General features: G+C 64.4%; 23 protein-coding genes and 2 pseudogenes. 13 read left to right on the top strand and 12 right to left on the bottom strand.

The features are described 5' to 3' along the window. Positions 1–32 precede the first annotated feature (32 nt). Entirely contained in the window at positions 33–971 is a 939-nt protein-coding gene (locus tag BAC01S_RS11375) for a LysR substrate-binding domain-containing protein (protein WP_027794872.1), read from the top strand. A gap of 25 nt (positions 972–996) precedes the next feature. Here the strand turns inward: BAC01S_RS11375 and BAC01S_RS11370 are convergent, their stop codons facing one another. Beyond that, positions 997–1,257 carry a hypothetical protein gene (locus BAC01S_RS11370; protein WP_027794871.1) on the bottom strand — a complete coding sequence of 87 codons (261 nt, stop codon included), beginning with the start codon at positions 1,255–1,257 and terminating at the stop codon, positions 997–999. A 10-nt stretch (positions 1,258–1,267) separates the two neighbouring features. Further along, positions 1,268–2,197 (bottom strand): LysR family transcriptional regulator, encoded by a 930-nt coding sequence (locus BAC01S_RS31055; protein ID WP_043201915.1) that lies wholly within the window; start codon positions 2,195–2,197, stop codon positions 1,268–1,270. Between the two features lie 93 nt (positions 2,198–2,290). On the opposite strand from BAC01S_RS31055, the gene BAC01S_RS11360 reads away from it, so the two are divergent. From BAC01S_RS11360 to BAC01S_RS33290, 3 genes are all read left to right on the top strand, one after another. Further along, positions 2,291–2,716 carry a VOC family protein gene (locus BAC01S_RS11360; RefSeq protein ID WP_027794870.1) on the top strand — a complete coding sequence of 142 codons (426 nt, stop codon included), beginning with the start codon at positions 2,291–2,293 and terminating at the stop codon, positions 2,714–2,716. 115 nt (positions 2,717–2,831) lie between these two features. Next, entirely contained in the window at positions 2,832–4,016 is a 1,185-nt protein-coding gene (locus tag BAC01S_RS11355) for a glutathionylspermidine synthase family protein (protein ID WP_027794869.1), read from the top strand. Beyond that, the gene (locus BAC01S_RS33290) at positions 4,013–4,489 is read left to right on the top strand and encodes a hypothetical protein (protein ID WP_052408738.1); all 477 of its coding nucleotides are present in this window, start codon (positions 4,013–4,015) and stop codon (positions 4,487–4,489) included. Before BAC01S_RS11355 ends, BAC01S_RS33290 begins: the two co-directional genes overlap by 4 nt. Positions 4,490–4,621: 132 nt before the next feature. On the opposite strand, the pseudogene BAC01S_RS31045 reads toward BAC01S_RS33290, so the two are convergent. The 4 genes and pseudogenes from BAC01S_RS31045 to BAC01S_RS11330 form a co-directional block, all read right to left on the bottom strand. After that, positions 4,622–5,561 (bottom strand): annotated as a pseudogene (locus BAC01S_RS31045) (class I adenylate-forming enzyme family protein); the annotation flags it as partial. A 114-nt stretch (positions 5,562–5,675) separates the two neighbouring features. After that, a pseudogene (locus tag BAC01S_RS35555) lies at positions 5,676–6,158 on the bottom strand (DNA alkylation response protein); the annotation flags it as partial. Positions 6,159–6,557: 399 nt separating this feature from the next. Next, complete coding sequence (locus BAC01S_RS11335; protein WP_156954388.1) at positions 6,558–7,427, bottom strand: class I SAM-dependent methyltransferase; 870 nt, start codon at positions 7,425–7,427, stop codon at positions 6,558–6,560. 192 nt (positions 7,428–7,619) lie between these two features. Beyond that, positions 7,620–8,531: a LysR family transcriptional regulator gene (locus BAC01S_RS11330; protein WP_027794867.1), complete on the bottom strand. Its 912-nt coding sequence runs from the start codon at positions 8,529–8,531 to the stop codon at positions 7,620–7,622. Between the two features lie 216 nt (positions 8,532–8,747). Between BAC01S_RS11330 and BAC01S_RS11325 the strand changes: the two genes are divergently transcribed. From BAC01S_RS11325 to BAC01S_RS11310, 4 genes are all read left to right on the top strand, one after another. Further along, on the top strand, positions 8,748–9,944 hold the full coding sequence (locus BAC01S_RS11325; protein ID WP_245616567.1) for a Gfo/Idh/MocA family protein: 1,197 nt from the start codon (positions 8,748–8,750) through the stop codon (positions 9,942–9,944). A 243-nt stretch (positions 9,945–10,187) separates the two neighbouring features. Then, a complete protein-coding gene (locus tag BAC01S_RS11320; protein ID WP_027794865.1) occupies positions 10,188–11,555 on the top strand; it encodes a 2-hydroxycarboxylate transporter family protein in 1,368 nt (455 codons plus the stop codon). A 67-nt stretch (positions 11,556–11,622) separates the two neighbouring features. Next, on the top strand, positions 11,623–13,515 hold the full coding sequence (locus BAC01S_RS11315) for a sensor histidine kinase (RefSeq protein WP_027794864.1): 1,893 nt from the start codon (positions 11,623–11,625) through the stop codon (positions 13,513–13,515). Continuing rightward, entirely contained in the window at positions 13,505–14,866 is a 1,362-nt protein-coding gene (locus tag BAC01S_RS11310; protein WP_027794863.1) for a sigma-54-dependent transcriptional regulator, read from the top strand. Before BAC01S_RS11315 ends, BAC01S_RS11310 begins: the two co-directional genes overlap by 11 nt. A 182-nt stretch (positions 14,867–15,048) precedes the next feature. On the opposite strand, the gene BAC01S_RS11305 is transcribed toward BAC01S_RS11310, so the two are convergent. The 3 genes from BAC01S_RS11305 to BAC01S_RS11290 form a co-directional block, all read right to left on the bottom strand. Continuing rightward, positions 15,049–16,080 (bottom strand): hypothetical protein, encoded by a 1,032-nt coding sequence (locus BAC01S_RS11305; RefSeq protein ID WP_027794862.1) that lies wholly within the window; start codon positions 16,078–16,080, stop codon positions 15,049–15,051. A 679-nt stretch (positions 16,081–16,759) separates the two neighbouring features. After that, positions 16,760–17,221, bottom strand: coding sequence for a hypothetical protein (locus tag BAC01S_RS31040; RefSeq protein ID WP_156954385.1), 462 nt, complete (start codon positions 17,219–17,221; stop codon positions 16,760–16,762). Positions 17,222–17,388: 167 nt separating this feature from the next. After that, complete coding sequence (locus BAC01S_RS11290; RefSeq protein ID WP_027794860.1) at positions 17,389–18,276, bottom strand: SDR family oxidoreductase; 888 nt, start codon at positions 18,274–18,276, stop codon at positions 17,389–17,391. Positions 18,277–18,374: 98 nt separating this feature from the next. Here BAC01S_RS11290 and BAC01S_RS11285 point away from each other — a divergent pair, with 98 nt between their 5' ends. Then, positions 18,375–19,202 (top strand): helix-turn-helix transcriptional regulator, encoded by an 828-nt coding sequence (locus BAC01S_RS11285; protein ID WP_027794859.1) that lies wholly within the window; start codon positions 18,375–18,377, stop codon positions 19,200–19,202. 33 nt (positions 19,203–19,235) lie between these two features. Here BAC01S_RS11285 and BAC01S_RS11280 read toward each other — a convergent pair whose 3' ends face one another. Beyond that, positions 19,236–20,363, bottom strand: a complete 1,128-nt coding sequence (locus BAC01S_RS11280; RefSeq protein WP_027794858.1) for an aminotransferase class V-fold PLP-dependent enzyme — start codon at positions 20,361–20,363, stop codon at positions 19,236–19,238. A 308-nt stretch (positions 20,364–20,671) separates the two neighbouring features. On the opposite strand from BAC01S_RS11280, the gene BAC01S_RS11275 reads away from it, so the two are divergent. Then, positions 20,672–21,445 carry an SDR family oxidoreductase gene (locus BAC01S_RS11275; RefSeq protein ID WP_027794857.1) on the top strand — a complete coding sequence of 258 codons (774 nt, stop codon included), beginning with the start codon at positions 20,672–20,674 and terminating at the stop codon, positions 21,443–21,445. A gap of 131 nt (positions 21,446–21,576) precedes the next feature. Continuing rightward, positions 21,577–22,260, top strand: a complete 684-nt coding sequence (locus tag BAC01S_RS31035) for a DUF4410 domain-containing protein (protein WP_052408736.1) — start codon at positions 21,577–21,579, stop codon at positions 22,258–22,260. 27 nt (positions 22,261–22,287) lie between these two features. Here the strand turns inward: BAC01S_RS31035 and BAC01S_RS11265 are convergent, their stop codons facing one another. Further along, positions 22,288–23,148 (bottom strand): helix-turn-helix domain-containing protein, encoded by an 861-nt coding sequence (locus BAC01S_RS11265; protein WP_027794856.1) that lies wholly within the window; start codon positions 23,146–23,148, stop codon positions 22,288–22,290. A 62-nt stretch (positions 23,149–23,210) separates the two neighbouring features. Here BAC01S_RS11265 and BAC01S_RS31030 point away from each other — a divergent pair, with 62 nt between their 5' ends. Next, positions 23,211–23,921 carry an O-methyltransferase gene (locus tag BAC01S_RS31030; RefSeq protein ID WP_052408735.1) on the top strand — a complete coding sequence of 237 codons (711 nt, stop codon included), beginning with the start codon at positions 23,211–23,213 and terminating at the stop codon, positions 23,919–23,921. A gap of 57 nt (positions 23,922–23,978) precedes the next feature. Then, a complete protein-coding gene (locus tag BAC01S_RS11255) occupies positions 23,979–24,368 on the top strand; it encodes a hypothetical protein (RefSeq protein ID WP_027794855.1) in 390 nt (129 codons plus the stop codon). A gap of 14 nt (positions 24,369–24,382) precedes the next feature. Here BAC01S_RS11255 and BAC01S_RS11250 read toward each other — a convergent pair whose 3' ends face one another. Further along, positions 24,383–25,303, bottom strand: coding sequence for a LysR family transcriptional regulator (locus BAC01S_RS11250; protein ID WP_027794854.1), 921 nt, complete (start codon positions 25,301–25,303; stop codon positions 24,383–24,385). Positions 25,304–25,307: the final 4 nt, after the last annotated feature.

Here is a 25,307-nt window from a genome sequence, read left to right as displayed (position 1 = left end):
AAGCAGGCCCGCGCGGCCTGCACGAGCGACCGATGAAAGTCCCCGTCACTCCCGAACTCGACGACCTGCGTGTCTTTTGCACGGTCGCGCGCAAGGCCAGCTTCAGCGCGGCCGCCGAGGCGCTTTCGGCATCGGCGGCCTATGTCAGCAAGCGGGTGGCGGTGCTCGAAGCAAACCTCGGCACGCGGCTTTTGCATCGCTCGACGCGCCGCGTCGCCGTGACGGAGGCAGGAGAGCGCGTCTACGCGTGGGCGGAAAAAATTCTCGACGACGTGGACCACCTCGTGGAAGACGTTTCGACCACGCGGCGCATACCGCGCGGCACGCTGCGCATATCGAGCAGCTTCGGCTTTGGGCGAACCTGTCTCGCGCCGGCGCTCGCGGACTTCTCGGACCGCTATCCGCAGCTCGACGTGAGGCTGGAGGTGTTCGACCGGCTCGTGGACGTGGCCGGCGAAGGCTTCGACCTCGACGTGCGCATTGGCGACGAGATTGCCGGGCACCTGATCGCGAAGCGTCTCGCCTCGAATCATCGCGTGCTGTGCGCGGCGCCCGCGTACCTCGAACGGCACGGCGCGCCGAAGCAGGTAGCCGATCTCGCCTCGCATGCGTGCCTCGCGATCAAGGAGCGCGATCATCCGTTCGGCGTGTGGCGGCTCGACGTGAAGGGGGAAACGGTTTCCGTGAAGGTGCGCGGCCCGCTCTCGACCAATCACGGCGAAGTGGCCGTGCAATGGGCGCTCGCCGGCCGCGGCATCGTGCTGCGTTCGATCTGGGACGTCGCGCCGCTGCTCGATAGCGGGCAGCTCGTGCGTGTGCTGCCGGGCGTTGCGCAGCCGGCCAACGTGTGGGCGGTTTATCCGGCGCGGCTTGCGCAGTCGGCGAAAGTGCGGGTGTGCGTCGACTTTCTCGAACAGGCGTTTGCGCAGTTCGGGCTGGGCGCTGACGGGCAGGAGACGGCGCGCAAATAAGAGAAAAACGGACGGGAAAGCGCGGTCACTCGCCGTCGGTGCCCTCGAGTTCCTTGCGTTCGCGGCGCTCCTCGTTGCCGCGCCGCGCGCGCATGCGCTGGCGTGACAGCACGGCGATGACTTCGCCGGTGCTGGCATGCGGGGGGATTTCGTTGCGGATTACGTTGGCCACCATCGGCAGCCCCTGGCGCTGACGCTTCAGCGCCCGCGCAATGGCCGTACGACAGGCCTGGCCGTGGCAGTCCCATTCGTCACGAATTTTTCCGCAGTAACGGCATGTGTCCATAAAGACAATTTTAACCGGAATTCCCGCGCGCTTTCGGAGTGGGACCGCGCACCGGGCGCGACGGCGAACCCGACGCGCGCGCATGGCGCGCCACGATGCCCATGAGGATATTGGCGGCGTCGCTCATCTGGCGCGGGTCGCGGTGGACCAGCCCGATATCGCGATGGAATGTGTGATGGCCGAGATCGATCGCACGCACGCCGGTCGGCCAGCGCCGATACTGGGCGGTTTGCGGCAGCAGCGCGGCGCCCACGCCGTTTTCGACGAGCCGCACGATGGCATCGAGTTCGTCGAGCTCGCAAATTTCGCGCACGGCGAGCTGCATGCGGCGCAGAAAGCGGTCCACCTGCCGGCCGCCGAATGAGGCACGGTCGTAGCGAATGAACGGCAGCGTCGCGACAAGCTCGATCCAGTCGCGCCCGCGCGTGCCGCGCGGCACGACGAGCCGGAACGGTTCGTGCGCGAGCGGCGTCCAGCGCAAGTCGCTTTGCAGTGCGAACGGTGGACGGATGATGGCGGCGAAATCGAGTTCGCCGATGTCCACCATGTTGACGAGTTCCGACGACAAGCCCGGAACAACGCGCGCCTGAGCCCCCGCGCACTGGCGGAAGAACTCGGCGAGCGCATCGGGCAGCAGCGAGCGCTGGACCGAGGCGATCGCGCCGAGGTTGAGTCTTACCGCCACCGCGGGATCCACGCTGACCTCGCTGAGCCCGGCATAGAGCCGCAGCACTTCCTGAGCCTGCACGAGAATCTGCTGCCCGCGCGCATTCAGGCGGGCCGTGCGGCCTTCGCGGTCGAACAGCGCGAAACCCAGCTCGGCTTCGAGGCGCTGCATCTGCGCGCTGATCGCAGCCTGCGTGAGGCCGATTTTTTGGCCCGCGGCGGCGAATGTGCCCTCGCGGGCCACGGCGATCAGCGTCTTTAGTTCACGGATCATTCACAAATTTCCTTTGTATATCCGAAAACTATATATTGATTTTATTTTCGACCGCGGCTGTCTACCATTGTTTTATTTCCTCGGGAGCACACCATGAGTCTTTCCCCGTTTCATCTGGCCATTCCGGTCTACGACCTTGCCGCCGCACGCGATTTCTATGGGCGGGTGTTCGGGCTGAGCGAGGGCCGCTCCAGCAGCGCCTGGGTGGATTTCGACTTCTATGGGCATCAGCTCGTGATCCACGAGCACCCCAAGACGGCTTCGCAAGAGCACGCGCATACGAATCCTGTGGACGGCCACGACGTTCCCGTGCCGCACTTCGGCATCGTGCTGCCATGGGACCAGTGGGAGGCGCTGGCGGAGCGGCTTCGGCAGTTCGGCACGAAGTTCGTGATCGAACCTTACATCCGCTTTCAAGGGCAAGTGGGCGAGCAGGCCACGATGTTCCTGCTCGATCCCTGCGGCAATGCGCTGGAGTTCAAGGCGTTCAAGGACCTTGGGCAGTTGTTCGCCAAGTGAGGACGCATGGCGTGAAGACCATGCTATGCGTCTTGTAGGTGCGTGTACGCCGAAGCCGTGCGAGTGTAGGATAGCGGGCCAATACACTAACCCATGCACCCACGCCGCACCACGTATGCAACGCGCAAGGCAGCAGCCACGCCCCGACTGGCCCGGGCGACTCGACGAGATCGGTTTCCGCTTTCATTCCATCGACGAACACGGCGTCATGCAGACGCCGGACCCCCATCGCTTTCCCTACTGGGTCGAAAACGCGGCCTATTTATTCAGCGAAGACGAAATCGAAGCCGTGTGGGCGGCCACACGCGAATTGCACGCGCGTTGCCTCGACGCCGTGGACTATGTGATCCGCGCGCGGCTGTTTTCCCGCATGGCCATTCCGCCCGAGTTCGAGCCGCTGATCCGCGCGTCCTGGGAGCGCCGCGACCCGAGCGTCTATGGCCGTTTCGACATGACGTTGGACGAGCGCGGCGTGCCGAAGATGTACGAGTACAACGCGGATACGCCGACCTCGCTGATCGAGTCGAGCATCGCGCAGTGGTTCTGGAAAACCGACGTGCAGCCCGACCACGACCAGTTCAACAGTATCCACGAAGCCCTGGTCGATCGTTGGCGGGCCTTGCGCCGGCACTATCCGGACGTACAGACGCTGCATTTCGCCTGCATCTTCGACAGCCTGGAAGACGTGGCGAATGTCGAATACCTGATGGACACCGCGGTGCAGGCCGGATGGGCGGTCAAGATCCTCGACATGGGCAGGATAGGTGTCGACCGCGTGGACCGGTTTTTCGACGAGCAGGACGAGCCCGTTGATTTGATGTTCAAGCTCTATCCGTGGGAATGGATGCTGCGCGAGAGTTTCGGCCCCCGGCTGATCGCGAGCCCCACGCGATGGATCGAGCCACCGTGGAAAATGATCCTCTCGAACAAGGCGATCCTGGCCGTACTCTGGACGCTCTTTCCCGATCACCCGAATCTGCTGCCCGCTTCGCTTTCGAAAGACGACTTCGCCGGCAAGGCGCACGCGCGCAAACCGTTCTTCTCGCGCGAGGGCGCGAACGTGTCGCTGACGCTGTCCGACGGGCAGACCATCGCCGAAGGCGGGCGGTACGGCGAAGAAGGATTCGTGTACCAGGCCTATGCACCGCTGCCGCGCTTTGGCGACCGCTATGCGACGATCGGTTCGTGGGTTGTCGGTGACGAGTCGGTCGGGCTGTGCGTGCGCGAGGAACTGCAGCCGATTACGCGCAACACGAGTTTCTTCGTGCCGCATTACTTCAACAAGAACGATCGGACATGAATACCCGCAAACGTCCAAAGCTCACCCTGGTTGGCGCGGCAGGCCTGCTGGCCGGCGTGTCGTTCGTCGCCGGCTGCGACGACAATTCGATGCTGGACGTCGACCGCGCGCGCTATGCGACGCAGGCCGATTGCGAGCAGGACTGGTCGCGGGCAGACGACTGCGTGTTCGTCGGAGATGACCCGCAGCCCGCCTCCGGTGCGAGCTCGACGGGTAGCGGCGCCGCCGGCGGCGCTCACGGCGGCGGACATTGGTACGGGCCTTACTACACGCGGAGCGGCACCGTCTACCACAGCAACGGCGACGAAACCACGGAGCGCGTATCGACGCTTCATGCAAGCGCGGTCAACGAATCGAGCGTGCCCGCGCGTTCGCTGACCGAAGCGGGCAAATCCGGAGAGATCGCGCGTGGAGGCTTCGGCGAATCGGCTCACGGCGGCGGGGAAGGGGGCGGGCACGGGGGCGGCGGGTAGTCTCGTTTCCACCGGGCTTGCCCGGGTTCATCCCGCCGCTTGCACCATGCCGCGCACAACGTGCTTCATCAGCTTGCCGGTTGGCGTGCGAGGCAGGCTCTCGCGGACGAGATAGTCACGTGGAATCTTGTAGCGGGCGAGGTCGCCGGAACGATACCAGCCCGCGCGGAACGCACTGGACGTGGCCGCCTCGTCATCGAGATAGCCTTGCATCATCGAGTCGGCCTTCAGCCAGATCTCTCCCGCTTCGCCTGCGCCCGCGTCGCCGCCGTCCTTGCGAACCAGCCGCAGGTCTACGCCAGGCGTGGCCACGCGGCCGATCGACCCGGCCTTGGCGAGTTGCTCGTCCGGATACAGTACGGTGTCCGAAGGACCGGTCTCGGTCATGCCGAACACCTGAAAGAAGTTCTTGCTTCGATAAACCTCGGCGAGGCGCCTCGCGGTGTCCGGCCCGATCGGACCGCCTCCGCAGATCCATGCGCGGACCGAATCGAGTCTGAATTGCCGGACGTCGAGGTCCATCTGCAGGGGTAACAGGTAGGAGACCGGCGCGCCGAAATACAGAGTCACCGCTTCGTCCTGCGCGGTCTGCAAAAAGCGCTCGGGCTGGTACTCGCGCAGCAGCACCACGGTGCCGCCGACGAGTAGCGTGCCCAGCATCCAGTTGTTGAGCGGCGACGAATGCCAGCGCGGCATGGCGATCAGCGTGCGCTCGTCGCGTGTCATCGAAAGCGCCAGGGCGCTCGTGGATGCGGCCACACATGCGCTGCGATGGGATAGCAGGCAACCTTTCGGCCGCCCCGTCGTTCCCGACGTGTAGAGAATTTCTGCAATCTCGTCTTCCTGGCCGGGCTCGCTGGAAAATGCCAGTGCTTCATTGTTCGGATCACGAATCATATATGTAGTCGACCTCGGGCGCCTGCAGCTTTTGGTTGACGGGGACGACGCCCGCGCCGAGATGCCAGGCGCCCAGCATCGCGATGACGAAGCCGGGCGCGTTCAGGCACATGAGCGCGACACGGTCGCCGCGCTGTACGCCTTGCTGCGCGAGAACCGTCGCGGCACGCCGCGACAGCACGTCGATCGCGGCATAGGTGTAGTCCGAGCCGCTCTGTTTCTCCGTCATGCCCATACCGACGAGCATCGACGACTTCTGTTCGAACGGAATATCGCGCGCATCGTAGGTGTGCGAATAAAGCTTCGGCGCAAGTTGTTCGAATAGTTCGGACTCCTTCTGCAGGACCGGAATGCAGGCGAAGGTCATCGAGTTCGGGCACTGCGACCCCGGCTCGATCTGCCCATGCATCGAAAAGCCGGCCGCATAGGCCGCCCAGGCGCCCGGCCGGGTATCGTTGAAGGGCAGCGCGACGAGATTCTGCTCGCGGGCCATTCTCATGAAACCGTGCCAGGCGGGGTGAAATTCCACGCGATCGGTACGATTGCCCTGTCGGTCGAAGGTGTGGAGTTCGGGTTTGAAGTGGTTGGCGTCTTCGGCCATACGCAGGGAGGCTTCGCTGCCGAGCAAGGCGCCGTAGCGGGCGAGTTCGGCCTCGTGTGGCGCTGCGCCGGCGCGCCGTACTGCTTCCTGCAGGGCGATGTCGCTGCTGTAGAGGTTATAATTTTTCAGGTCCGCCACGACATTCGTGACTTCATGGGTCGTCCAGTTCATATCGCAAGCTTCCTTTCGTGATTCCCGATGCGTGTCGACGCAACGACACTGGCTTCACGGAAAAGTGTAAGGACGACCTTCTGCCAGGGTGTTCGGATTTGAAAAACCTCGTGCCGCCGTCACCCTCTCCCGCTTCAGCGAAGCGCCGCCGGCCGGCCCGATCGCGCGCCAACGCCAGAGGCCGCGTGCACCGCCCATTCGATCGTTCACGGTCTCGTTACGCAGGCCTTCATGACCCGAACGATCCTGCCGGACATCGTTGCCATCGGGCGGATGCTTCGCACTGCCATGCACGGCTATCTCTCGGTGATCGCCCCGCAGGCGTACCGGTTGCACCGCTTCGAAGAATAGGCCTGATCCGGCCTCCGCGCAACGGCGCCTTCGCGCCGGGCACGCCCGTTAGGGCCTGGTGAACTTCAACGTCATGCGATCCGATTCGCCGATCGCGGCATAGCGCGCCCGATCGGTGTCGCCGCCCTCGTAGGTGGGCGGCAGTGACCACACGCCGTGCGGATAATCCTTCGTGTCGCGAGGATTCGCGTTGATTTCGCTGCGCCCGGCGAGCACGAAACCGGCCGCCTGCGCATGCTCGATAACGAAAGCCTCGGTCACGTAGCCGGTATCGATCATCTGCTGCAGGGTCGTGCCTGGCCGGGCGCGATGCTCTTCGACGCCGAGCGTTCCACCCGGCTTCAGCGCGCGATAGAACGCACGGAGGTTCGCGTCGAGCTGGCCGTCCTTCATCCAGTTATGGATGTTTCGGAACGTGAGCACGAGGTCGAACCGCCCGGTGGCGTCGAAGCCCGCAAACTCGCCCGCGTGCAAGGTGCCGACTACGACGTTTCCGTAGATAGCGGGGTTGCCCGCGAGCTTGCGCGAAAAAGTGGCATCGCTTGTGCGCTCCTCGGCGGCCAGTTGGGCCGACGGGCTGACATATTGGGCTTCGTACAGATGCCCCGCATCGTGCAGCCAGGGCGCAAGAATATCCGTATACCACCCGCCGCCCGGTGCGATTTCCAGTACCGTTTGCGTGGGGCCGAGGCCGAAGAACGTCAGCGTTTCCTTCGGATGCCGATAGACGTCGCGCGCCCTGGCCTGTTCGCTGCGTTGCGAGCCGCCGATTGCGGCATCGAGGGACGTCGCGGCGGCGGAGGACGCTTGCGAGTCGCGCGAAGCACACGGCGAGGAGCCGGCGCAGCCCGCTACCGTCAACGCGAGCAATGTCGCGGCGATAGCGGCGGCACGCGGTAGCGAATACTTTGCGGGCATAAGGTGGTGGTGGATGGCGTTCATGGGCGCGACGCGGAGTTCAGATACGTGACGATACGCGTTTTTTTGATCAACCTGCTTTTGGACTGTTCGGCGGCATGAAGCCGGCAACGCAGACATCCAGGCTGCGTGCGCGATCCTGGGGCGCTCGGCGCGGGGCTGCGGACGGGGACCGTATCCGGCGCCCATACGTCACGCGGAAAACGCCGCAAGATGCTCGCGCAGCAGCGTCTCCAGCCAGTCGGCGAAAACCTGCAGCCGCCGCGACAGATGCTGGCGGTGCTGATAAAGCAGCGTCATCGGCATGGGCGCGGCGCGCTGCATGGGCAGCACTTCGACGAGTTCGCCCGCCAGCAGATGCACCTCCACGTCGTAGGCGGGAATCTGGATCAGGCCGAGGCCCGCGAGGCAGCAGGCGATATACGCTTCGGCATTGTTCACCGTGACGCGGCCCGGCACCGCCACGGTGCGCGTGGTCTCGCCGTCGAGCCACTCCCACGGCGCGATGCGTCCGCTGGTAGGCGAAGCGTATTGCACGGCCACGTGCGCCGCGAGGTCGGCGCTCGTGCGCGGCGTGCCGTGGCGCGCGAGATAGGCGGGACTCGCGACGTTGATGAGCGTGAGGTTGCCGATGGGGCGCGCGATCATGCTCGAATCGTTTAGCATGCCTACACGTAATGCACAGTCGATGCGTTCCTCCACGAAGTTCACGGCGCGGTCCGTGCTGCCGAGTTCGATATCGATCTTCGGCCACGCATCGAGAAAGACGGGCAGCGCGGGCGCGACCACCAGCCGTCCGATGCGGCCCGGCACGTCGACGCGCAGCTTGCCGCTCGGCCCCACGGCGCCCTGGCGGAACAGGTTTTCGGTGTCCTCTACGTCGGCGATGAGCCGCAGGCAGCGCTCGTACAGCGCGGCGCCGTCCTGCGTGAGCGAGACGCTGCGGGTCGTGCGATGCAAAAGCCGCGCGCCCACGCGCCCCTCCAGCTCCTGCACGGCCGCCGATACCGACGAGCGCGGCAGGCCGAGCGTATCGGCGGCACGCGTGAAGTTTGCGCATTCCACGACTCGGGCGAATACGCGAAAGAGTTCGATTCGATCCACGGCGCTTCCCTGATGGTGTTGGCGAACAATATCACCGGGTCGAACGTCTCGCGCGCAAGGCCATGGAAAAGCTGCGCTCGACTTCGATAGCCGGATCGGCGGCCCGCGTTCCTCCGCCGCTTGATGGCTTTTTGATGGGTTTGCGGCCTCGCAAGCGTTGGCGGTGTCGTTATGCTGCTGAAGGGAAACTCGGTCACGGCATGACCGGGCGAACCTTTGCCGCAGAACCCGCACTCAATCCGGAGGGACAAGATGACAGGGAAGGTGGGCAGACGCATTCGCCTCGCGCTCGTGGGAGGCGGGCCGGGCTCGTTTATCGGAGAGGTCCATCGAATCGCCGCGCGGCTCGACGGGCACTACGACATCGTTGCCGGCGCCCTGGCTTCGGACCCGGAGCGCTCGCGGCGCACCGCGCTGGAACTCGGCATTGCGGCGGAGCGGGCCTATGGATCGTGGCGGGAAATGCTCGAGACCGAGGCAACCCGTGCCGACAAGATCGACGTTGTCGCCGTCATGACGCCAAACGACTCGCACCACGCCGTTTGCATGATGGCCCTGGAGAAGGGGTTTCACGTCATTTGCGACAAGCCTCTCGCAACCGATACTACGCAGGCCCAGGAGATTGCCCAACAGGTCGCGCGCACCGGTGCCGAATTTTGCGTGACCTATTGCTATACGGGTTTTCCGATGGTTCGGCAGGCGCGCGATATGGTCCTGCAGGGCGAAATAGGCGAAATACGCCAGATCCACCTTCAATACGTGCAAAGCTACCTGGCCGAGCACGAGTTGCCGGCGGCATGGCGCACCGACGCGGGACGCGCGGGAAAGTCGCTCGTGTTGATGGACATCGGCACGCACGCTTTTCATCTGGGCGCGTTCGTTACCGGCCTCACGGCCACGCGGATCTGCGCGGACGTGGGCTCCCCCATCCCGGGGCGGAAAGTGGACGACTATGTTGCCGCGTTATTGCGTTACGAAAACGGCGCGCGCGGCTCGCTTTGGGTGACGAATGCCGCCGCCGGCTCGGAACACGGACTCAGCTTTCGCATTCACGGCGACAAGGGCGGCCTCGAATGGCATCAGGAGGAGCCCAATCGTCTCGTCCACCGAAGGCAAGGGGACTTCGAGCAGATCCTCACGCGGCGCACTGGCCCGCTGATGAGCGAGGGGGCCCAACGCTCGACGCGCACCGCGATCGGCCACCCCGAAGGCTACCTCGAAGCCTTCGCCAATCTCTACACGGAGTTCGCGACCCGGGTGGCAAGCCGGATTGCCGGGCACGACGAAGGGCAGCCGCCTCGGCTCTTCCCGGACGTTTCGGACGGCGTCAAAGGGTTGGCATTCGTCGACGCGGCGGTTGAAAGCGCGAGCGCCGGGGAGTGGCGGGACATCAAGCAGGGGGCGGCAGGCTGAGATTTCAGCCTGCCGGTCGACCGAATTCTGAATCTTCGGAGCGGGGCATGGGTGGCCCGCTTGGTGATCCAATCTGGAAGGATAGGTAAATCAATGGGTTAGGGATATTTCTCCGTGCGGACGCGCGCTGGCATGGCTGCTGCTTTATAGCCGTCCGGCGGCCTTTGGGCCGTCGTTCCCTCTTGCCAGAACAAGCTCCGGAAGCGCGATGCGATCCGGTCGCGAATACGAAGGAGACATCCCGTGCGAAACAGTGCGTCCGCATCCGCCGCGTCCCCGGCGCTGCCCGATCAGAGCCCGGCCACCCGGGATCGCTTCTGGCCGGAAGGCTGGTGGAAGCTGATGGAAATCCGCATCGGCATCATTCCGCTGCCGATCTACGTGATCCTGGCCGCGCTCATTGCCGGCTTCGCGGTTAGCGGCAAGGTGCCCGGCGAGATCTCGATGTCCATCGCGGTGCTCGCGTTCTTCGGCTTCACCTGCGCCGAGCTCGGCAAGCGCCTGCCGCTGTTGCGCAATATCGGCGCGGCCGCGATCCTCGCGACCTTCGTGCCGTCGGCGCTCACTTACTACCACGTGTTGCCGAAGCCGGTGCAGCAACTGACGGTGGACTTCACGAAGCAGACGAACTTCCTCTACCTGTTCATCGCGTCGATCATCGTCGGCAGCATTCTGAGCATGGACCGGCGCGTGCTGATCCAGGGATTCCTGAAGATTTTCATCCCGCTCGCGGCGGGTACGGTTGCCGCGACGGTGGTCGGCACCGCGGTTGGCGCCGCGCTGGGCCTCGGCGTCAAACATACGCTGCTCTTCGTCGTCGTGCCGATCATGGCGGGCGGCGTGGGCGAAGGCGCGATCCCGCTCTCCGTCGGCTACTCGGAAATCATGCATGTGGCGCAGGGCGGCCTGTTCGCGCAGGTGCTGCCCCCCGTGATGCTCGGCAGCCTCATCGCCATCGTCCTTGCCGGCCTGCTCGACATGCTTGGCAGGCGCCTGCCGCATCTGACCGGCAACGGGCGGCTGCAGGTGGGCGAGAGCGGGGAAATGGCGCCGTCGAACGAGGAGTCGCGCGTGCACATCGACGTCGGCCATATCGCCGCCGCGGGCATCACGGCGATCACGCTCTACCTGATCGGGCTCATGGCGCACCGGCTGTTCGGTCTGCCCGCGCCCGTCGCCATGCTGTTCCTCGCCGTGCTCGTGAAGCTCGCGCGCGCCGTCTCGCCGCCGCTGCAGGAGGGGGCGTTCGTGGTCTACCGCTTTTTCTCGACGGCGGTCACCTATCCGCTGCTGTTCGCGATCGGCGTGGCGATGACGCCGTGGGACAAGCTGATGGCGGCGTTCACGCTCGTCAACGTGGTGACGATTGCCGCGACGGTCGTGACGCTGATGGGCACGGGTTTCGTGGTCGGCCGCCTGATGAAGATGTACCCTATCGACACCGCAATCGTGAACGCCTGCCACAGCGGCCAGGGCGGCACGGGCGACGTTGCGATCCTGACCGCCGCCAACCGGATGCAGCTCATGCCGTTCGCGCAGATCGCCACGCGTATCGGCGGCGCGATCGTCGTCACGGTGACGCTGATCCTGGTCGCGCATTTCGGTGGATGAACCCGGCAGGGAGGAATTCTCGCGATGGCGGTGCCGGCGAATCCACGCCGCCCGCTGACGGGCATCGATGAGGGCAAACGTGCCGAAGCGTTATAAGGGAATCGCGTGGTGGGGATGGGCGGCGGCGGCCGTGCTGTACGTGGGAGCCGTCACCGCCGCGGTCGTGTTTGCGTGGGACCGCGCAATCGATGCGCTTGCCGACACCGGCGCGCATCGGCTCGATCTGTATTCGGCCAGCCTGACGAGCGGGCTCGGGCGCTTCGAGATGATGCCCGCGCTCGTCGCGCGGCAGGACAGCGTGCGCGCATTGCTGAAGGCGTCGCCGAATGATGCGCCCGGCTTGTCGCGCACGGTCGATGCCTATCTCGAAGCCGCCAACCGCGACGCCGGCAGCGGCGCTGCCTATGTGATCGATGCCCGCGGCTCGGTGATTGCCGCAAGCAACTGGAACCAGCCGCTCAGCTTCGTGGGCACCAACGTGTCGTACCGTCCGTACTTCCAGGACGCGCTCGCGCGCGGCAGCGGCCGCTTCTTCGGCATCGGCACGAACACCGGCGTGCCGGGCTTGTACTTCGCGAACGCGGTGCTCGACGCCGGCAAGGCGGTGGGCGCCGTGGCCGTGAAGGTCAGCGTGGACGAGCTCGAATCGGCGTGGCGCATTCCCGGCGAAGCGGCGATGGTGGTCGACGGCAACGGCGTGATCGTGATCTCGACCGTGCCCGCGTGGAAATTCACCGCCATGCGGACGATCACGGCGCAGCAGCAGCGCGAGATTCAGGCGACGCGGCAATATGCGGGCCGCACCGTGGAGGCGCTGCGCTACCGGCGCGTTGGCGAGTGGAACAGCGCCGCGTGGTTCGGCGTGTTTCCCGACCTGCGCCGCGCGGGCCGCACTGCCCGCTATCTCGCGATGTCGCGCCCGGCGCCGCAGGGACACGACACGATCATGGTGCTGCTCAACACCGAAGGCGCACGGCGGCAGCAGCGCGTGGCGTTCGCGTTCGTAACGGGCGTGTTCCTGATCGGCGTGCTCTACGCGCTCTATGCGGTCCAGCGCCGCCGGACGATACAGGAAAAGCTCAAGGCCCAGGAAGTGTTGCGCAGTGCGAACGACCGGCTCGAAACGACGGTTGCCCAGCGCACTGCCGCGTTGACCGAAGCAAACCAAAGGATGCAGCAGGAGATCGCCGAACGCGAGCGCACCGAGCAGCGCTTGCGCGCGACGCAGCAGGAAGTCGTGCATGCCGGCAAGCTTGCGGTGATCGGCCAGCTGGCGGCGGGCCTCACGCACGAGCTGAACCAGCCGCTCGTCGCGATCCGCACGCTCTGTGACAACGCACGCACGTTCTTCGAGCGCAATCAGCCCGCGCCGGCCATCGCCAATCTCGAGCGCGTTGGCCGGCTCGTCGATGGCATGGCGGTGCTCACGGGCGAGCTGAAAGCGTTCGCGCGCAAGCCGGAGTTCGAGCGCGTCGCGGTGCCGCTCGATGAGGCGGTGGCGCACGCGCGGCTCATTTACGAAGCGCGGATTCGCGACGAAGGGGTGCGGCTGGCGGTGCGGATTCCGCCCGGCACGAGCGTGTATGCGGAGTCGAGCCAGCTTCAGCAGGCGATCGTCAACCTGCTTGGCAATGCGCTCGATGCGGTTCGCGGCGCGCGCACGCGCGTCGTCAGCATCGACGCAAGCGAGGGCGATCCGCCGGGCCGCGTGCGCTTCACGATTGCCGACAGCGGCCCGGGCATTGCGCCCGAAGTGCTTGCCCATCTGTTCGAGCCGTTCGTCACGACGAAGCCGCGCGGGCAAGGTCTGGGGCTCGGGCTTGCAATCACGTCGCGGATTGTCGAGGGGTTCGGCGCGAAGATCTCCGCGATCAACGGTGACGGCGGCGACGAAGGCGGCGCCAGATTCACTATCGAATTCGCGGCCGCCGAGCCGCAAAGGTCAGAGCATGGAAGATGAGATTCGGGTGCTGGTGGTCGAGGACGACGAAAATGTCCGGATCGGCGTGGAGCAGGCGGTCGCGCTGGCAGGGTTCCCGGTGAGCGCTTACGCGTCGGCCGTGGATGCATGCGCCGACGTTGTGCCGGGCGCGCCCATCGTGGTCGTCTCCGACGTGCGGATGCCCGGCATGGATGGGCTGCAACTGCTCGACCGCGTGATGGCGGCCGACGCACAGATTCCGGTTCTGCTGATCAGCGGCCATGCGGATATTTCGACGGCGGTGGGCGCGATGCGCGTGGGCGCCTACGACTTCATCGAGAAGCCGTTTTCGTCCGAAGTGATCGCCGCGAGGGTGGCGCGCGCGGTCGAGAAGCGCCGGCTGACGCTCGAGGTCGAGGGGCTGCGCGCCTCGCTGCGCAACGGGCAGGGGATCGAGGCACTGGTGCTGGGCAACTCGCCGGCGATGGCGGAAGTCCGCAAGAAGATCCTGCGGCTGGCGGATACGTCCGTTTCGGTGCTGATCACCGGCGAGACCGGCACCGGCAAGGAGATGATTGCACGCAGCCTGCATGACTTCAGCGGGCGGCGTGACGCGCATTTCGTCGCGCTGAACTGCGGCGGCTTGCCCGAGCCGGTGTTCGAGAGCGAGTTGTTTGGCCACGAGGCCGGTGCGTTCACGGGTGCGATCAAGAAGCGGGTTGGCAAGATCGAGTGGGCGAACGGCGGCACGCTCTTTCTCGACGAGATCGAGACGATGCCGGTTCCGCTCCAGATCAAGATGCTGCGAGTGCTGCAGGAGCGCGTGATCGAACGGCTGGGCGCAAACGAGCTGATTCCCGTCGATTGCCGGTTTGTTGCCGCTTCGAAGGCCGACCTCGTCGAGCTTTCAGCCGACGGCCGCTTCCGCGCGGATCTGCTTTACCGGCTCAACGTCGCGCAGATCGAACTGCCGCCGTTGCGCGAGCGGCGCGAGGACGTGCCCTTGCTGTTCGAGCACTTCGTGCTCGCGGCCGCGCGCCGCTTCGGTACGGCGGCACCGGTCGTGACCGCCGCGCAGTTGTCCGAACTGATGACTCACGCGTGGCCCGGCAACGTGCGCGAGTTGCAGAACGTCGCGGATCGCTTCGTGCTGGGGCTGACCGGCGACAGCCTGCTCTCCGCGGCCGCGGGCGCCGCGAAGGGCGGCACGCTTCCCGAACAGCTTGCGCATTTCGAACAGTTGCTGATCGAGGAAGCGCTGCGACGCCATGACGGGAACGTAGCGGATGCAAGCGCCGAGCTTGGAATGCCGAAGAAGACGCTGTATCACAAGCTGCGTCAATTGAAGATTGCGGCCCGGGATTGGCAGGGAGAAGACAAGGACGCCTGATCGATAATTTTCCGGTGGCGGTTATCCGCGCTGGTGAGGCCGGCTTACCGGCGGACTGGAGACGATGAGCGCCGTTTTGATTGCGCTCGCAGGGATCGCATTTCAAGCGGCGGCACGGAAAGAATATGCGCTGCGCCTACACCTCCGGAACTCAGCGGAGGGTTGCTCGATTTGTCGTATTTTTATTGCTCATATCCGGTGTGCCTGATTAGCGAGACTTTTGCCTTCTCGGGATAATATTGCCATTCGAACAAATCTCCTACCAGGTCGAGGATGATGGCGCAAATTTCCTCGATGAAGATTCGCCGCAGTATCAACGCGAGCTGGACTCTTCTCTCGAAATTCACATCTCGAAGCAAACGAAGCTGATCGCGCGAATCGCCAAAGCTGGGGCGCGGCACTGAGTCCTCGGTTCCGGCACCTATGCGCAAAAAAGCAGGCGGATTAGAAAAGTAATTTCCGGGGCTGACTAATTTGTTGACTTTTTTCCCGATCAAATTATAAATGGCCTCGTCCGCGGCCTCGCGAATTTTCTCTGCGACTATGGCGTTATATTCCGCAGTGAATGCCCTGAAATTCTTGTAAAGATTGGTTGTTGCCTGAAAATTCGTAGTCAGGTTGTTTTGCAATTGCAAGGCGTGGCTCGAACTGCTGCCGGCAAGCTCACGCAGGCAATCGCCAACATATCTATTCACGATTGTCGCGAAGCGGGGCGTGTTGTTGAATAATTTAATCAGAAAGCGAATGTCGAATAGCGTGACATAAGCTGTCCAGGCGACGATTTTAATAGGATGTCCACTCTCCCAGCTCAGTCCAACCTTTGAAATGTAATCGGTTCCGGCGTCTCCCCTGGCAGTACCGCATCCGATCAGGGATAACTTCTCCACGGGAGTACCCGTAGGCACCTTTACCGTGTATTTCAGAAAGCCGCGCAACATGGATGCCAGGATATGCGCGTCGAGGCCGCCGAATGTTCCTCCCACGCTATGCGAGATGATGTACAAGGAGACTCTGCTGGTCGCGTGCCCGGCGGCATTTGTACACATTACCTTATAGGTGATGGACGATGAGTTGTTGCCCGTATTCTGTATATGCGAATCGTACCAGGTAACCTTCTGGCCTTTCGACATATGCTTGAAATAGAGCGCCATGCCACCTTGAATGACTTCTTCATCATAGGCGATTGAAACCGTAACGATGATGTGGTGGTGCATTTTCTATCCACTAAAATATGAGAGAAAATTTCTTGAGATCTGCAGATTAAGACCGCTGTGTCATCGATCATTCGATAGATCGTAACCGGCACATCCGTGCATGATTGTTATAGGCGGACAATCGCGGTCCGTCGAGGTCGGGACGCGAGTTACTGCATGCTACATGCTCAACGGATGTTTCAGAACATATGTTCAAAATATTCGTTTTGGTTTTTGCAAGTTGGCGACAACTTCGTCCCGCGTGAGCCGGTTAGTTATTATGTGTTTGCTTCATAACTATCCGCCGGTTAGACGCGCGCCAGGGAATTTACCGAGTTTTCATCAAATGGCCGTCGTGCCACGCTATATGCCAGTGCCATTTCCTATGGAGACAGGCATGCAAGCTGAAACGCTCAAGAACGGCAGGGTCGCCGCTTTTCTGAACCGGTCGGCGCTGTGTCTGCTGATGTTGCCGGCTGCGTGTCTTTTCTGGGCACTCCATGCCTACCCTCCACGGGACGCATGCTTGCTGTGCCTCATCCTGGCCACCTATCTCTGGCCTTTCGCAGGAGTCCTTTTTTTAGTCTCGGCGGGCTTTCATACCGGTACCGCCGGTCGGCCGCGCGAAAAGGGCACCAGGTGGCGTGAGGCTCACGGGCACTAGCGCGAGTGCCCGGGTGCCGTTCGGCACCGGGCCCGCTTAATGCACCACTAGCCCGTTGGACTGCGCATTTCCGGCGCCGGCGGCGATATTGACGCCGATATTGCCGCTCGCGGCGGCGAGCGCGCCTGCGCCGAGTTCGGCCACGGCGCTACCGCCGGTCATACGTGCGATGGCGTGCACATTCTGTTGCGTGACGATTTCCGCCTGATGCGTGGTCACCAGTGCGATCTGATTGGCCTGCGCGTTTAGCGCACCCGCCGCCAGATTCACGCCTATGTTGCCGCTTGCGCCGCGCAGCACGTCGGTTCCCACGGCAGCAGACGGCGCATCGAGCGCGGCGCTGCCGCTAATGTTCTGCTGCGTGGCCAGTTTCACCGAGGCGAACACGGCGGCACTGTCGTCTTCGGAAGATGCGGTTGAACTTCCCGCGAACGCCGATGAGGCGCCTGCACACGCTGCTGCCCAGATGATTGCGGCGACTGGCAAACGAACTTTCATCGGCGGCTCCTCCGCGTGCCCGGATGGCACGGATGGTTGCGATATCGACCGACGATGGGCGGGTTGAAGGGAGGGGTTTCCCTGGGTGCCGGGAGGGAGGGTCGGCCGGCAATGCCCGAGAGAGGCGCTTGCCGGCCGCACGAAGCGAATATGCCGTTGTCCGGACGCTACAGATATCGCGCTTGATCCAGATCCGATATGAGCGACGGTCCGGTCGGCCGCCAGCCGAGGCGTGCCTGAGTCAACGCGCTGGAGGCGGGCATATCCATGCCGACGAACATGGCCATCCAGCCGAACTGGGCTTGCGCCTGCTCCGGAGTGATCGACACGACGGGCAGCTTCAGACCACGCCCGAGCGATTCGGCGATATCGCGGCTGCTGACGCCTTCTTCCCCCACGGCGTGATACCGCGCGCCTCGTTGCGCTTTTTCGATCGCGAGCCGATAGAGCCGGACGACGTCGGATAGATGCCCCGCCGGCCAGCGGTTGCGGCCCTCGCCAACGTAGGCCACGGCGCCTTTCTCACGGGCGATCGCGATCAGCGGTGAAATCAGCCCCTGCTTGAGCGGGTCATGCACTTGCGGCAAGCGCATCACCGAAACGTTCACGCCCGCGTCGAGCAGCGCGTTTCCCGCAATTTCCGAGCCGATGCGCGGATTGGGATGGCTCGTGTTGAAAACGTCCTCGCGAGCGAGTTCGCCGGGCTCACCGCTGCCAACGCCGGTGCCCGACGTGATGAGCAGCGGCCGATCCGAGCCGGCCAGCACCGAGCCGAGCGCAGCGATCGCGCGCTTGTCTTTTTCGCAGTTTTCGACGAAGCGCGAAAAGTCGTGGTCGAACGCCGTGTGGATCACCGCATCCGCCTTCTCGGCACCGCGTTTCAGGCTTTCGACGTCTTCAAGCGTGCCATGGTGGGGTTCGGCGCCTGCCTTCCTGAGCACCTGCGCGCCGGCGTCCGAACGGGCCGTTCCAATGACCTCGTGACCGGCCTGAATCAGTTCAGGAACAAGGGCCGACCCGATGAAGCCGGTCGCACCCGTCAAAAAGATTCGCATATTCAACTCCTCGTGGTCGTGACCTCCACACTATCTGTCGATTTCTTATTCCGTTAAAGTAGTGACGTTATCATGGTAAAACGACTAACAGGAATCTCATGCCGGTCACCACGCCTGCCTCGCTCGGCGACTTCCTGAGGAGCCGCCGTACCCGGCTCGATCCCGCGAGCTTTGGATATTCGGGGCGCCGACGCACGCCAGGCCTACGCCGCGAGGAAGTGGCGCAACGTGCGAATATCAGTTCGACCTGGTACACGTGGCTCGAACAGGGGCGCGGCGGCGCACCCTCCGCAGACGTGCTCGAACGCATTGCAAGCGCGCTGATGCTCACGAACACGGAGCGCGAACATCTTTTCATGCTTGGATTGGGCAGACCGCCGGAAGTCCGCTACCGGGCCGTCAACGACGTCAATCCACGGCTGCAGCGCTTTCTCGATTCACTGCCATCGAGTCCCGCGATCATCAAGAACCCGGTTTGGGACGTTGTCGCGTGGAATCGCGCCGCGGCGGTCGTGCTGACCGATTACGGCGCGCTGCCGCCCGATGGGCGCAATATCTTGCGTTTTCTGTTCGGCAATCCGCTGATGCGTGCGAAGCAGCACGACTGGGAGAGCGTCGCGCGTTTTGTCGTGGGTGCATTCAGAGCCGACGTGGCGCGTGCGGGCCTTGTTTCGGAGGCTGGCGAACTCGTCGACGAGTTGTGCAGCACGAGCCCCGAATTCGAAGCGCTATGGCGTGAAAACGATTTGCATAACCACGCCGATGGCGGCGTGAAACGCCTGTCGCACCCGAAGCTCGGGCCGATCGAGTTCGAGTACTCGGCGTTCTCTGTCGATGGTCGGCCGGATCTGGGCATGATCGTCTATACGCCGCTCGACGACGACACGGCCGAACGCATCAAGGCGCTCGCCGACAGCGCGACGTAGCGCGATCATGCCCGCAGGCTCCGGAAAGACAATCTATAGAACGCGGTCCAATGCCTTGGCGAACCGCGCGACCGCGGCTTCGACGTCATTCAGCTTGTCCAGCCCGAATAATCCGATGCGAAAAGTCTTGAAATCGTCGGGCTCGTCGCATTGCAGGGGAACGCCGGCGGCGATCTGCAAGCCCGCATCGGCGAATTTCTTGCCGGATCGTATGCCGTCGTCGTCCGTGTAACAGACTACGACGCCAGGCGCCTCAAAACCCTCGGCCGCCACGCTTTTGAAACCCTTGTCGGCGAGGAGTGCGCGAATGCGCGTACCGAGTTCAAGCTGCTCCGCCTTCACCTTGTCGAAGCCGTATGCCCCGGTTTCCTTCATCACGTCGCGCAGCGTCGCAAGACTGTCCGTGGGCATCGTGGCGTGGTATGCGAACCCGCCGTTCTCGTAGGCTTCCATGATCTGCAGCCATTTGCGCAGATCGCAGGCGAAGCTGGTGCTGGTCGTTGCGTCGATTCTTTCGCGGGCGATAGGGCTGAGCATGACCATCGCACAGCAGGGCGAGGCACTCCACCCCTTTTGCGGCGCGCTGATCAGGACGTCTACGCCGCTTGCCGCCATGTCGACCCAGATCGTGCCGGAGGCGATGCAATCCAGTACGAACATGCCGCCGACGGCATGCACAGCGTCGGCCACCGCGCGCAAGTACGCATCGGGCAGCAGCATCCCGGACGCGGTTTCGACATGCGGCGCAAAGACGAGATCCGGCTGGTTTTCCTTGATCGCGGCGACCACTTCTTCGATCGGGGGCGGCGCATAGGCGGCCTGCCTGCCTGGCTCGACCGGGCGCGCCTTCAACACCATCGATTCGGACGGAATGCCGCCCATGTCGAAAATCTGCGACCAGCGGAAACTGAACCAGCCGTTGCGAATGACGAGGCACTTCTTGTTCGTCGCGAACTGCCGGGCCACGGCTTCCATGCCGAAAGTCCCGCTGCCCGGGACGACAACGACCGACTTCGCGTTGTAGACGTTTTTCAGGGCGCTGGAAATATCCCGCATGACGCCTTGAAAGCGCTGCGACATATGATTGATCGAGCGGTCGGTGTACACCACCGAGTATTCGAGGAGTCCCTCGCGGTCGACATTGGGAAGTAAACCTGGCACGTCCGCCTCCGGTAAGGAATGAACAATGTGAGCAGTACGGGCGGTCCTGATACTACCGCAACAATGCAAACAGGTTTTTTCCGCTCCGAAAGCAGATTCTAACGAAAGCCGCCCGCAACCTGGGGCACGGACTCATGGGTCATTGGGCGGAGGCATGAAGCGCTTTTCGTACAAGCGAGCGGCAAAATCTGTTCGCCTGCTCTGGATAGTGATTCCAGAATCAGCCGCTTTATGTCCGATTCCTGGCCGATATCATCGTCAGCAACAGGAGGTCGCATCGGGCGGCCTCCGGCACGGAGGAACGGCTCATGGCAAACCACAGCATCGAAGGCAAAACGGTTCTCATCGCGGGCGGCGCGAAGAATCTGGGCGGGCTGATCGCGCGGGACCTGGCGGCGCACGGTGCGAAGGCGGTGGCGATCCACTACAACAGCGCGGGCACGAAAGCGGCTGCCGACGAAACGGTTGCGGCGTTGAAGGCGGCCGGCGCGCAGGCCGTGGCGTTGCAGGCCGATCTCAGTTCGGCCGCGGCGGTCGAAAAGCTGTTCGCCGACACGGTTGCCGCCGTAGGGCGCCCGGACATCGCGATCAACACGGTGGGCAAGGTGCTGAAGAAGTCGTTCGTCGACATTACCGAGGCGGAATACGACGAAATGGCCGCCGTGAATTCGAAGACGGCATTCTTCTTTCTGCGCGAAGCCGGCAAGCATCTGAACGACAACGGCAAGATCGTGACGCTGGTGACCTCGTTGCTCGGCGCGTTTACGCCGTTCTATGCGGCCTATGCCGGCATGAAGGCGCCCGTGGAGCACTTCACGCGGGCGGCGGCGAAGGAGTTCGGCGCGCGCGGGATTTCGGTGACGGCCGTGGGCCCCGGCCCCATGGATACGCCGTTCTTCTATCCCGCCGAAGGTGCCGACGCGGTGGCGTATCACAAGACGGCGGCCGCCTTGTCGGCATTTTCGAAGACGGGGCTCACCGATATCGGGGACGTCGTGCCGTTCATCCGTCATCTGGTGAGCGACGGCTGGTGGATCACCGGCCAGACCATCCTGATCAACGGCGGTTATACAACGAAGTAAGTGCAACGAAGTAAGTGCAACAAAGCGAGCGCGGCGAAGTGCCTGGCGCCAGGGTGCCGGCACCTGGCAGGGTTCGAACGCACAGAACGGGCAGAATGGCGGCATCGTTTTCTATCTGCCTGGAGCGTTCGATGAATGTCTTGCGATGGCTGTGTTTCCTGATGGCCGGGTGCATGGCCATTCTTGCGCCTTTCACCCAGGCCCAGGCGCAGGCCCAAGGTCAGGGCGCGGGAGCGCTGCCCGCGCCCGCGATTGTCTACGTGAGCGACTTCGAACTCGACACGGCCGACGTCACGCCCGACACCAATCCCGTGGATCAGAGTCACCGCATTATCGGCAGCATTCTGCCTGGCGGCGGCCTCCTGCATCGCCGCAATCCCGAGATGACCGCACCTCAGATCGTCGCCGCGATGGCGCAGACGATCCTGGACGATCTGCGCAAGAAGGGTATCGATGCGCGCCGGCTGCCCGCGGGCGGCGCCGCGCCGGCGCAGGGCTGGCTCGTGCGCGGCGTGTTCCTGAGCGTGGACGAAGGCAACCGCGTGCGCCGCGCGATGGTGGGCTTCAACTCGGGCAAGAGCCAGTTCGAAGTGGCCTTCGCCGCCGACGATCTGGCCACCCGGACACCCACGCCGCTCTATCAGGAAGCCGAGGGCCAGTCGGGCCAGCACGTGCCGGGCGCGGTTGTCGCGCTCAATCCCTATGTCGCGATCGCGAAGTTTGTCCTTTCGCGTGGCGACGAGAAGAAGGCGCTCGCGAACGCGGCGAGCCAGGTGGCCGACGCCGTTGCGGCGAAGGTACGGCCCGCGCAATGACGTGAGGCCGTCAACGCGCCTGCGCGTTTATGAAGCCGGACTCGCGGCGATCGCCCGCCAGGCGGATGGGGCGAGGCCGCATGCCTGCTGCCAGGCGTGGGTCAGGTGGGCCGAATCGTAGAAGCCGGCGGCATGGGCGGTGGCCGTAATCGATTCGGCTCGACGACCACGCATGCGCTGCCCGGCGATCGTGAGGCGCACGGCCTGGCGCAGCACCCCGAAGGCGAGTCCGTCGTTCGCCAACTGGCGCTGCAGCGTGCGCGGCGAGACCGCCAGTTCCGTTGCGCACTGCTCGAGGTCGGCCGCGGGTTCGGCATAGAGGCAGGCGGCGGCTTCGTGGACGGCGGATCGATCGAGGCCCAGCCGCAACGACAGGGCAAGCAGCGCCCGCTCGCCCAGATGCGCATCTTCGGCGGCGCGGGTTGCCAGCCATTCGATGCAGCCCTCGCTCAGCGCGGCGCGCAAGCGGTCGTCGCGTTCGCTCGTGCGCGGCGTTCGGCGGATCGACACCGTCTCCGTGCCCGGCGACGCGACCATCGTCACCACACCGAACGTCGCCGCCTTGTTCAATGCGTTCCACCGTTGTTCGAATGCGCGCGTCGTCAGCTCAGGCGGGAACAGTGCCGCCAGCGGGCTCGCGTCGCAAGCGGCGGTGTCGGCCAGGTTCTGCCGCGCCTGGCGCGGCGTCACGCCGCTCGCGTTCGCCGCGCGCGCCGCGCCGGCGTAGGTTTCATGGCTCACGACGCCGTTGACCACGCGCCCCACCGCCTGTGCAAAGCGCGCCGCCGGCCGGCAGGCGGCCGTGGCGCGGGGCACGAGAGAATCATGGAGCACGCGCGCGGCCATCAGGCGCGGGCGGGGCGGTTGTTCGGAGAATGGCGCGTCCATACAAGCTTTCCTGGGTTAGCCGGCCCATCATTCGCCGTGTTCAACCCACGGAGGACTGATCGATGCAACCCGCAATACAACCGGCAACCCTGCCATCGTATTTCATCGGTAACGCACGTGTCGACTCGACGCTGCAGCGGCTCTATGCCGACGCGCTGCGCGCGGACCCCGCCGCGCGCGCAGCGGCGACTGGCCGTGGACTGGAGGAGGGCGCGCCCGGCTTCTACGCGGCCATGAAGGACGCCTATATGCCTGTTACGCCCGATCTCGGCATGCTGCTCTACGCGCTTGTGCGGGCCACGGCGGCGCATACGGCCATTGAGTTCGGCACCTCGTTTGGCATTTCGGCGATCTGGATGGCGGCCGCCTTGCGCGAGAACGGCGGCGGCCGGCTCGTCACGACCGAGATGGACGAGACCAAGGCGCGGCGTGCGGCGCTCAACCTTGCGGAGGCCGGTGTGGAGGCGACCGTCGAGATCCGCACGGGCCCCGCGCAGCAAACCCTGGCCAATGGTCTTCCCGAGAGCGTGGATTTCGTGTTCCTCGACGGAGCGAAGTCGCTGTATCTGCCCGTGCTGCAACTCGTCGAGCCGCGTTTGCGGCGCGGTGCGCTGATCGTGGCGGACAACACGGACATGCCCGACGCAACGCCCTTTCTCGACTACACGCGCCGCGAGGCGGGCGGCTACCGGTCGGCTTCGCTCGTCACCGAGGCGCTGGGCGCCCGGCATCCTTTTCGGCTGCTCGCGTGGACGAACATCCCCGCGAGTTGACGACCTTCGCCGCACTGGATTACCGTCTCCGGGCACTTGCACGGAGACTTCCCCCACATGCCCGCCACCGTCCGCAATTCGCTGCTCTGGATCTTCGAGCCGTTCGAGCGCGAACTCACCTACGTCGGCAAACGGATGTTCGGATGCGATGCCGCGTATCTCGACGGCCTGCTGTACCTCGTGACCGGCGACGGCGACGAGCCGTGGAACGGCTTGATGATCTGCACGTCCCAGCCGCATCACCCGGCGCTCATCGAGGAACTGCCCGCCTTGCGGCCGCATCCGGTGCTTGGCAAGTGGCTCTATGTCTCGCAGGACGACCCGGCTTTCGAAGACACCGTCGAGGCGGCGGTGGCGTTGGTGCTGGCGCGCGATCCGCGCATGGGCGTCGAGCCGAAGCCGCGCAAGCGCGGGCGCAAGAGCCTCTTGCCGAAGGGGCCGGACTGACGCGCCTCTGCCCGTCAAGCGCGCTGCTGTTTTCCTTCTTCGTGACCGGCGGCGCGAATGAAATCCACGAATGCCCGCAGCGGACCCGGCATGTGCGTTCGGCTCGCATAGTAGAGGTACGGGCCGCGAAAGCTCTGCCACCACTTCGCAAGCACGGGCACGAGCGCGCCGGATTCGACCGATGGCCGCAAGAATTCCTCGAACGTGTAAATGATGCCCAACCCCGCGATGGCGGCGCCGCGTTCGAGATCGGTCGTGGATGCCACGAGCGGGCCGTTCGGCGTGACGCGGACAACCTCGCCGTTGCGCTCGAATTCCCACGCGGGCATCGCGCCGCTGTCGAAGCGATGCCGGATGCACGCATGCTGCAGCAGATCGCGCGGATGGCGCGGCTCGCCGTGCGCTTCGAGATAGCGCGGCGCCGCAGCGGCGACGAAACGCTGCCTGCGCGGGCCGATCGGAATGGCGACCATGTCCTTTTCGATGCGTTCGTCGTAGCGGATGCCGGCGTCGAAGCCGGCGGCCAGCACGTCGATGAACGTATCGTTCGTCACGACTTCCAGGGTGATGCCCGGGTGGGCGGCGAGAAAGTCCGGCACGAGCGAAGGCAGGATCTCGCGCGCCACGATGGAAGGCACGTTCAGACGCAGCGTGCCTGTTGGGCTGTCGCGAAAGCTGTTGATGGTGTCGAGCGCGCCGGCGATCTCGCTGAAGGCCGGCGCCAGGCGCTCGAGCAGCCTTTGGCCCGCCTCGGTGGGCGTGACGCTGCGTGTGGTGCGATTGAAGAGGCGCACGCCAAGCTGCTGCTCGAGGCGTCGGATCGCATCGCTCAAGGCCGAGGGCGACACGCCGCGCGTGAGCGCCGCGGCGCGGAATCCGCGCGCCTGCGCGACGGCCACGAAGGTGCTCAGATCGGAGAGATCGGGCTCGGACATGGGG

Source organism: Paraburkholderia acidipaludis NBRC 101816, from assembly GCF_000684975.1.
In the GTDB taxonomy this organism is placed as follows: domain Bacteria; phylum Pseudomonadota; class Gammaproteobacteria; order Burkholderiales; family Burkholderiaceae; genus Paraburkholderia; species Paraburkholderia acidipaludis.
The sequence above is the reverse complement of the archived record's forward strand: the minus strand, read 5'-3'. Positions and strand labels throughout refer to the sequence as shown.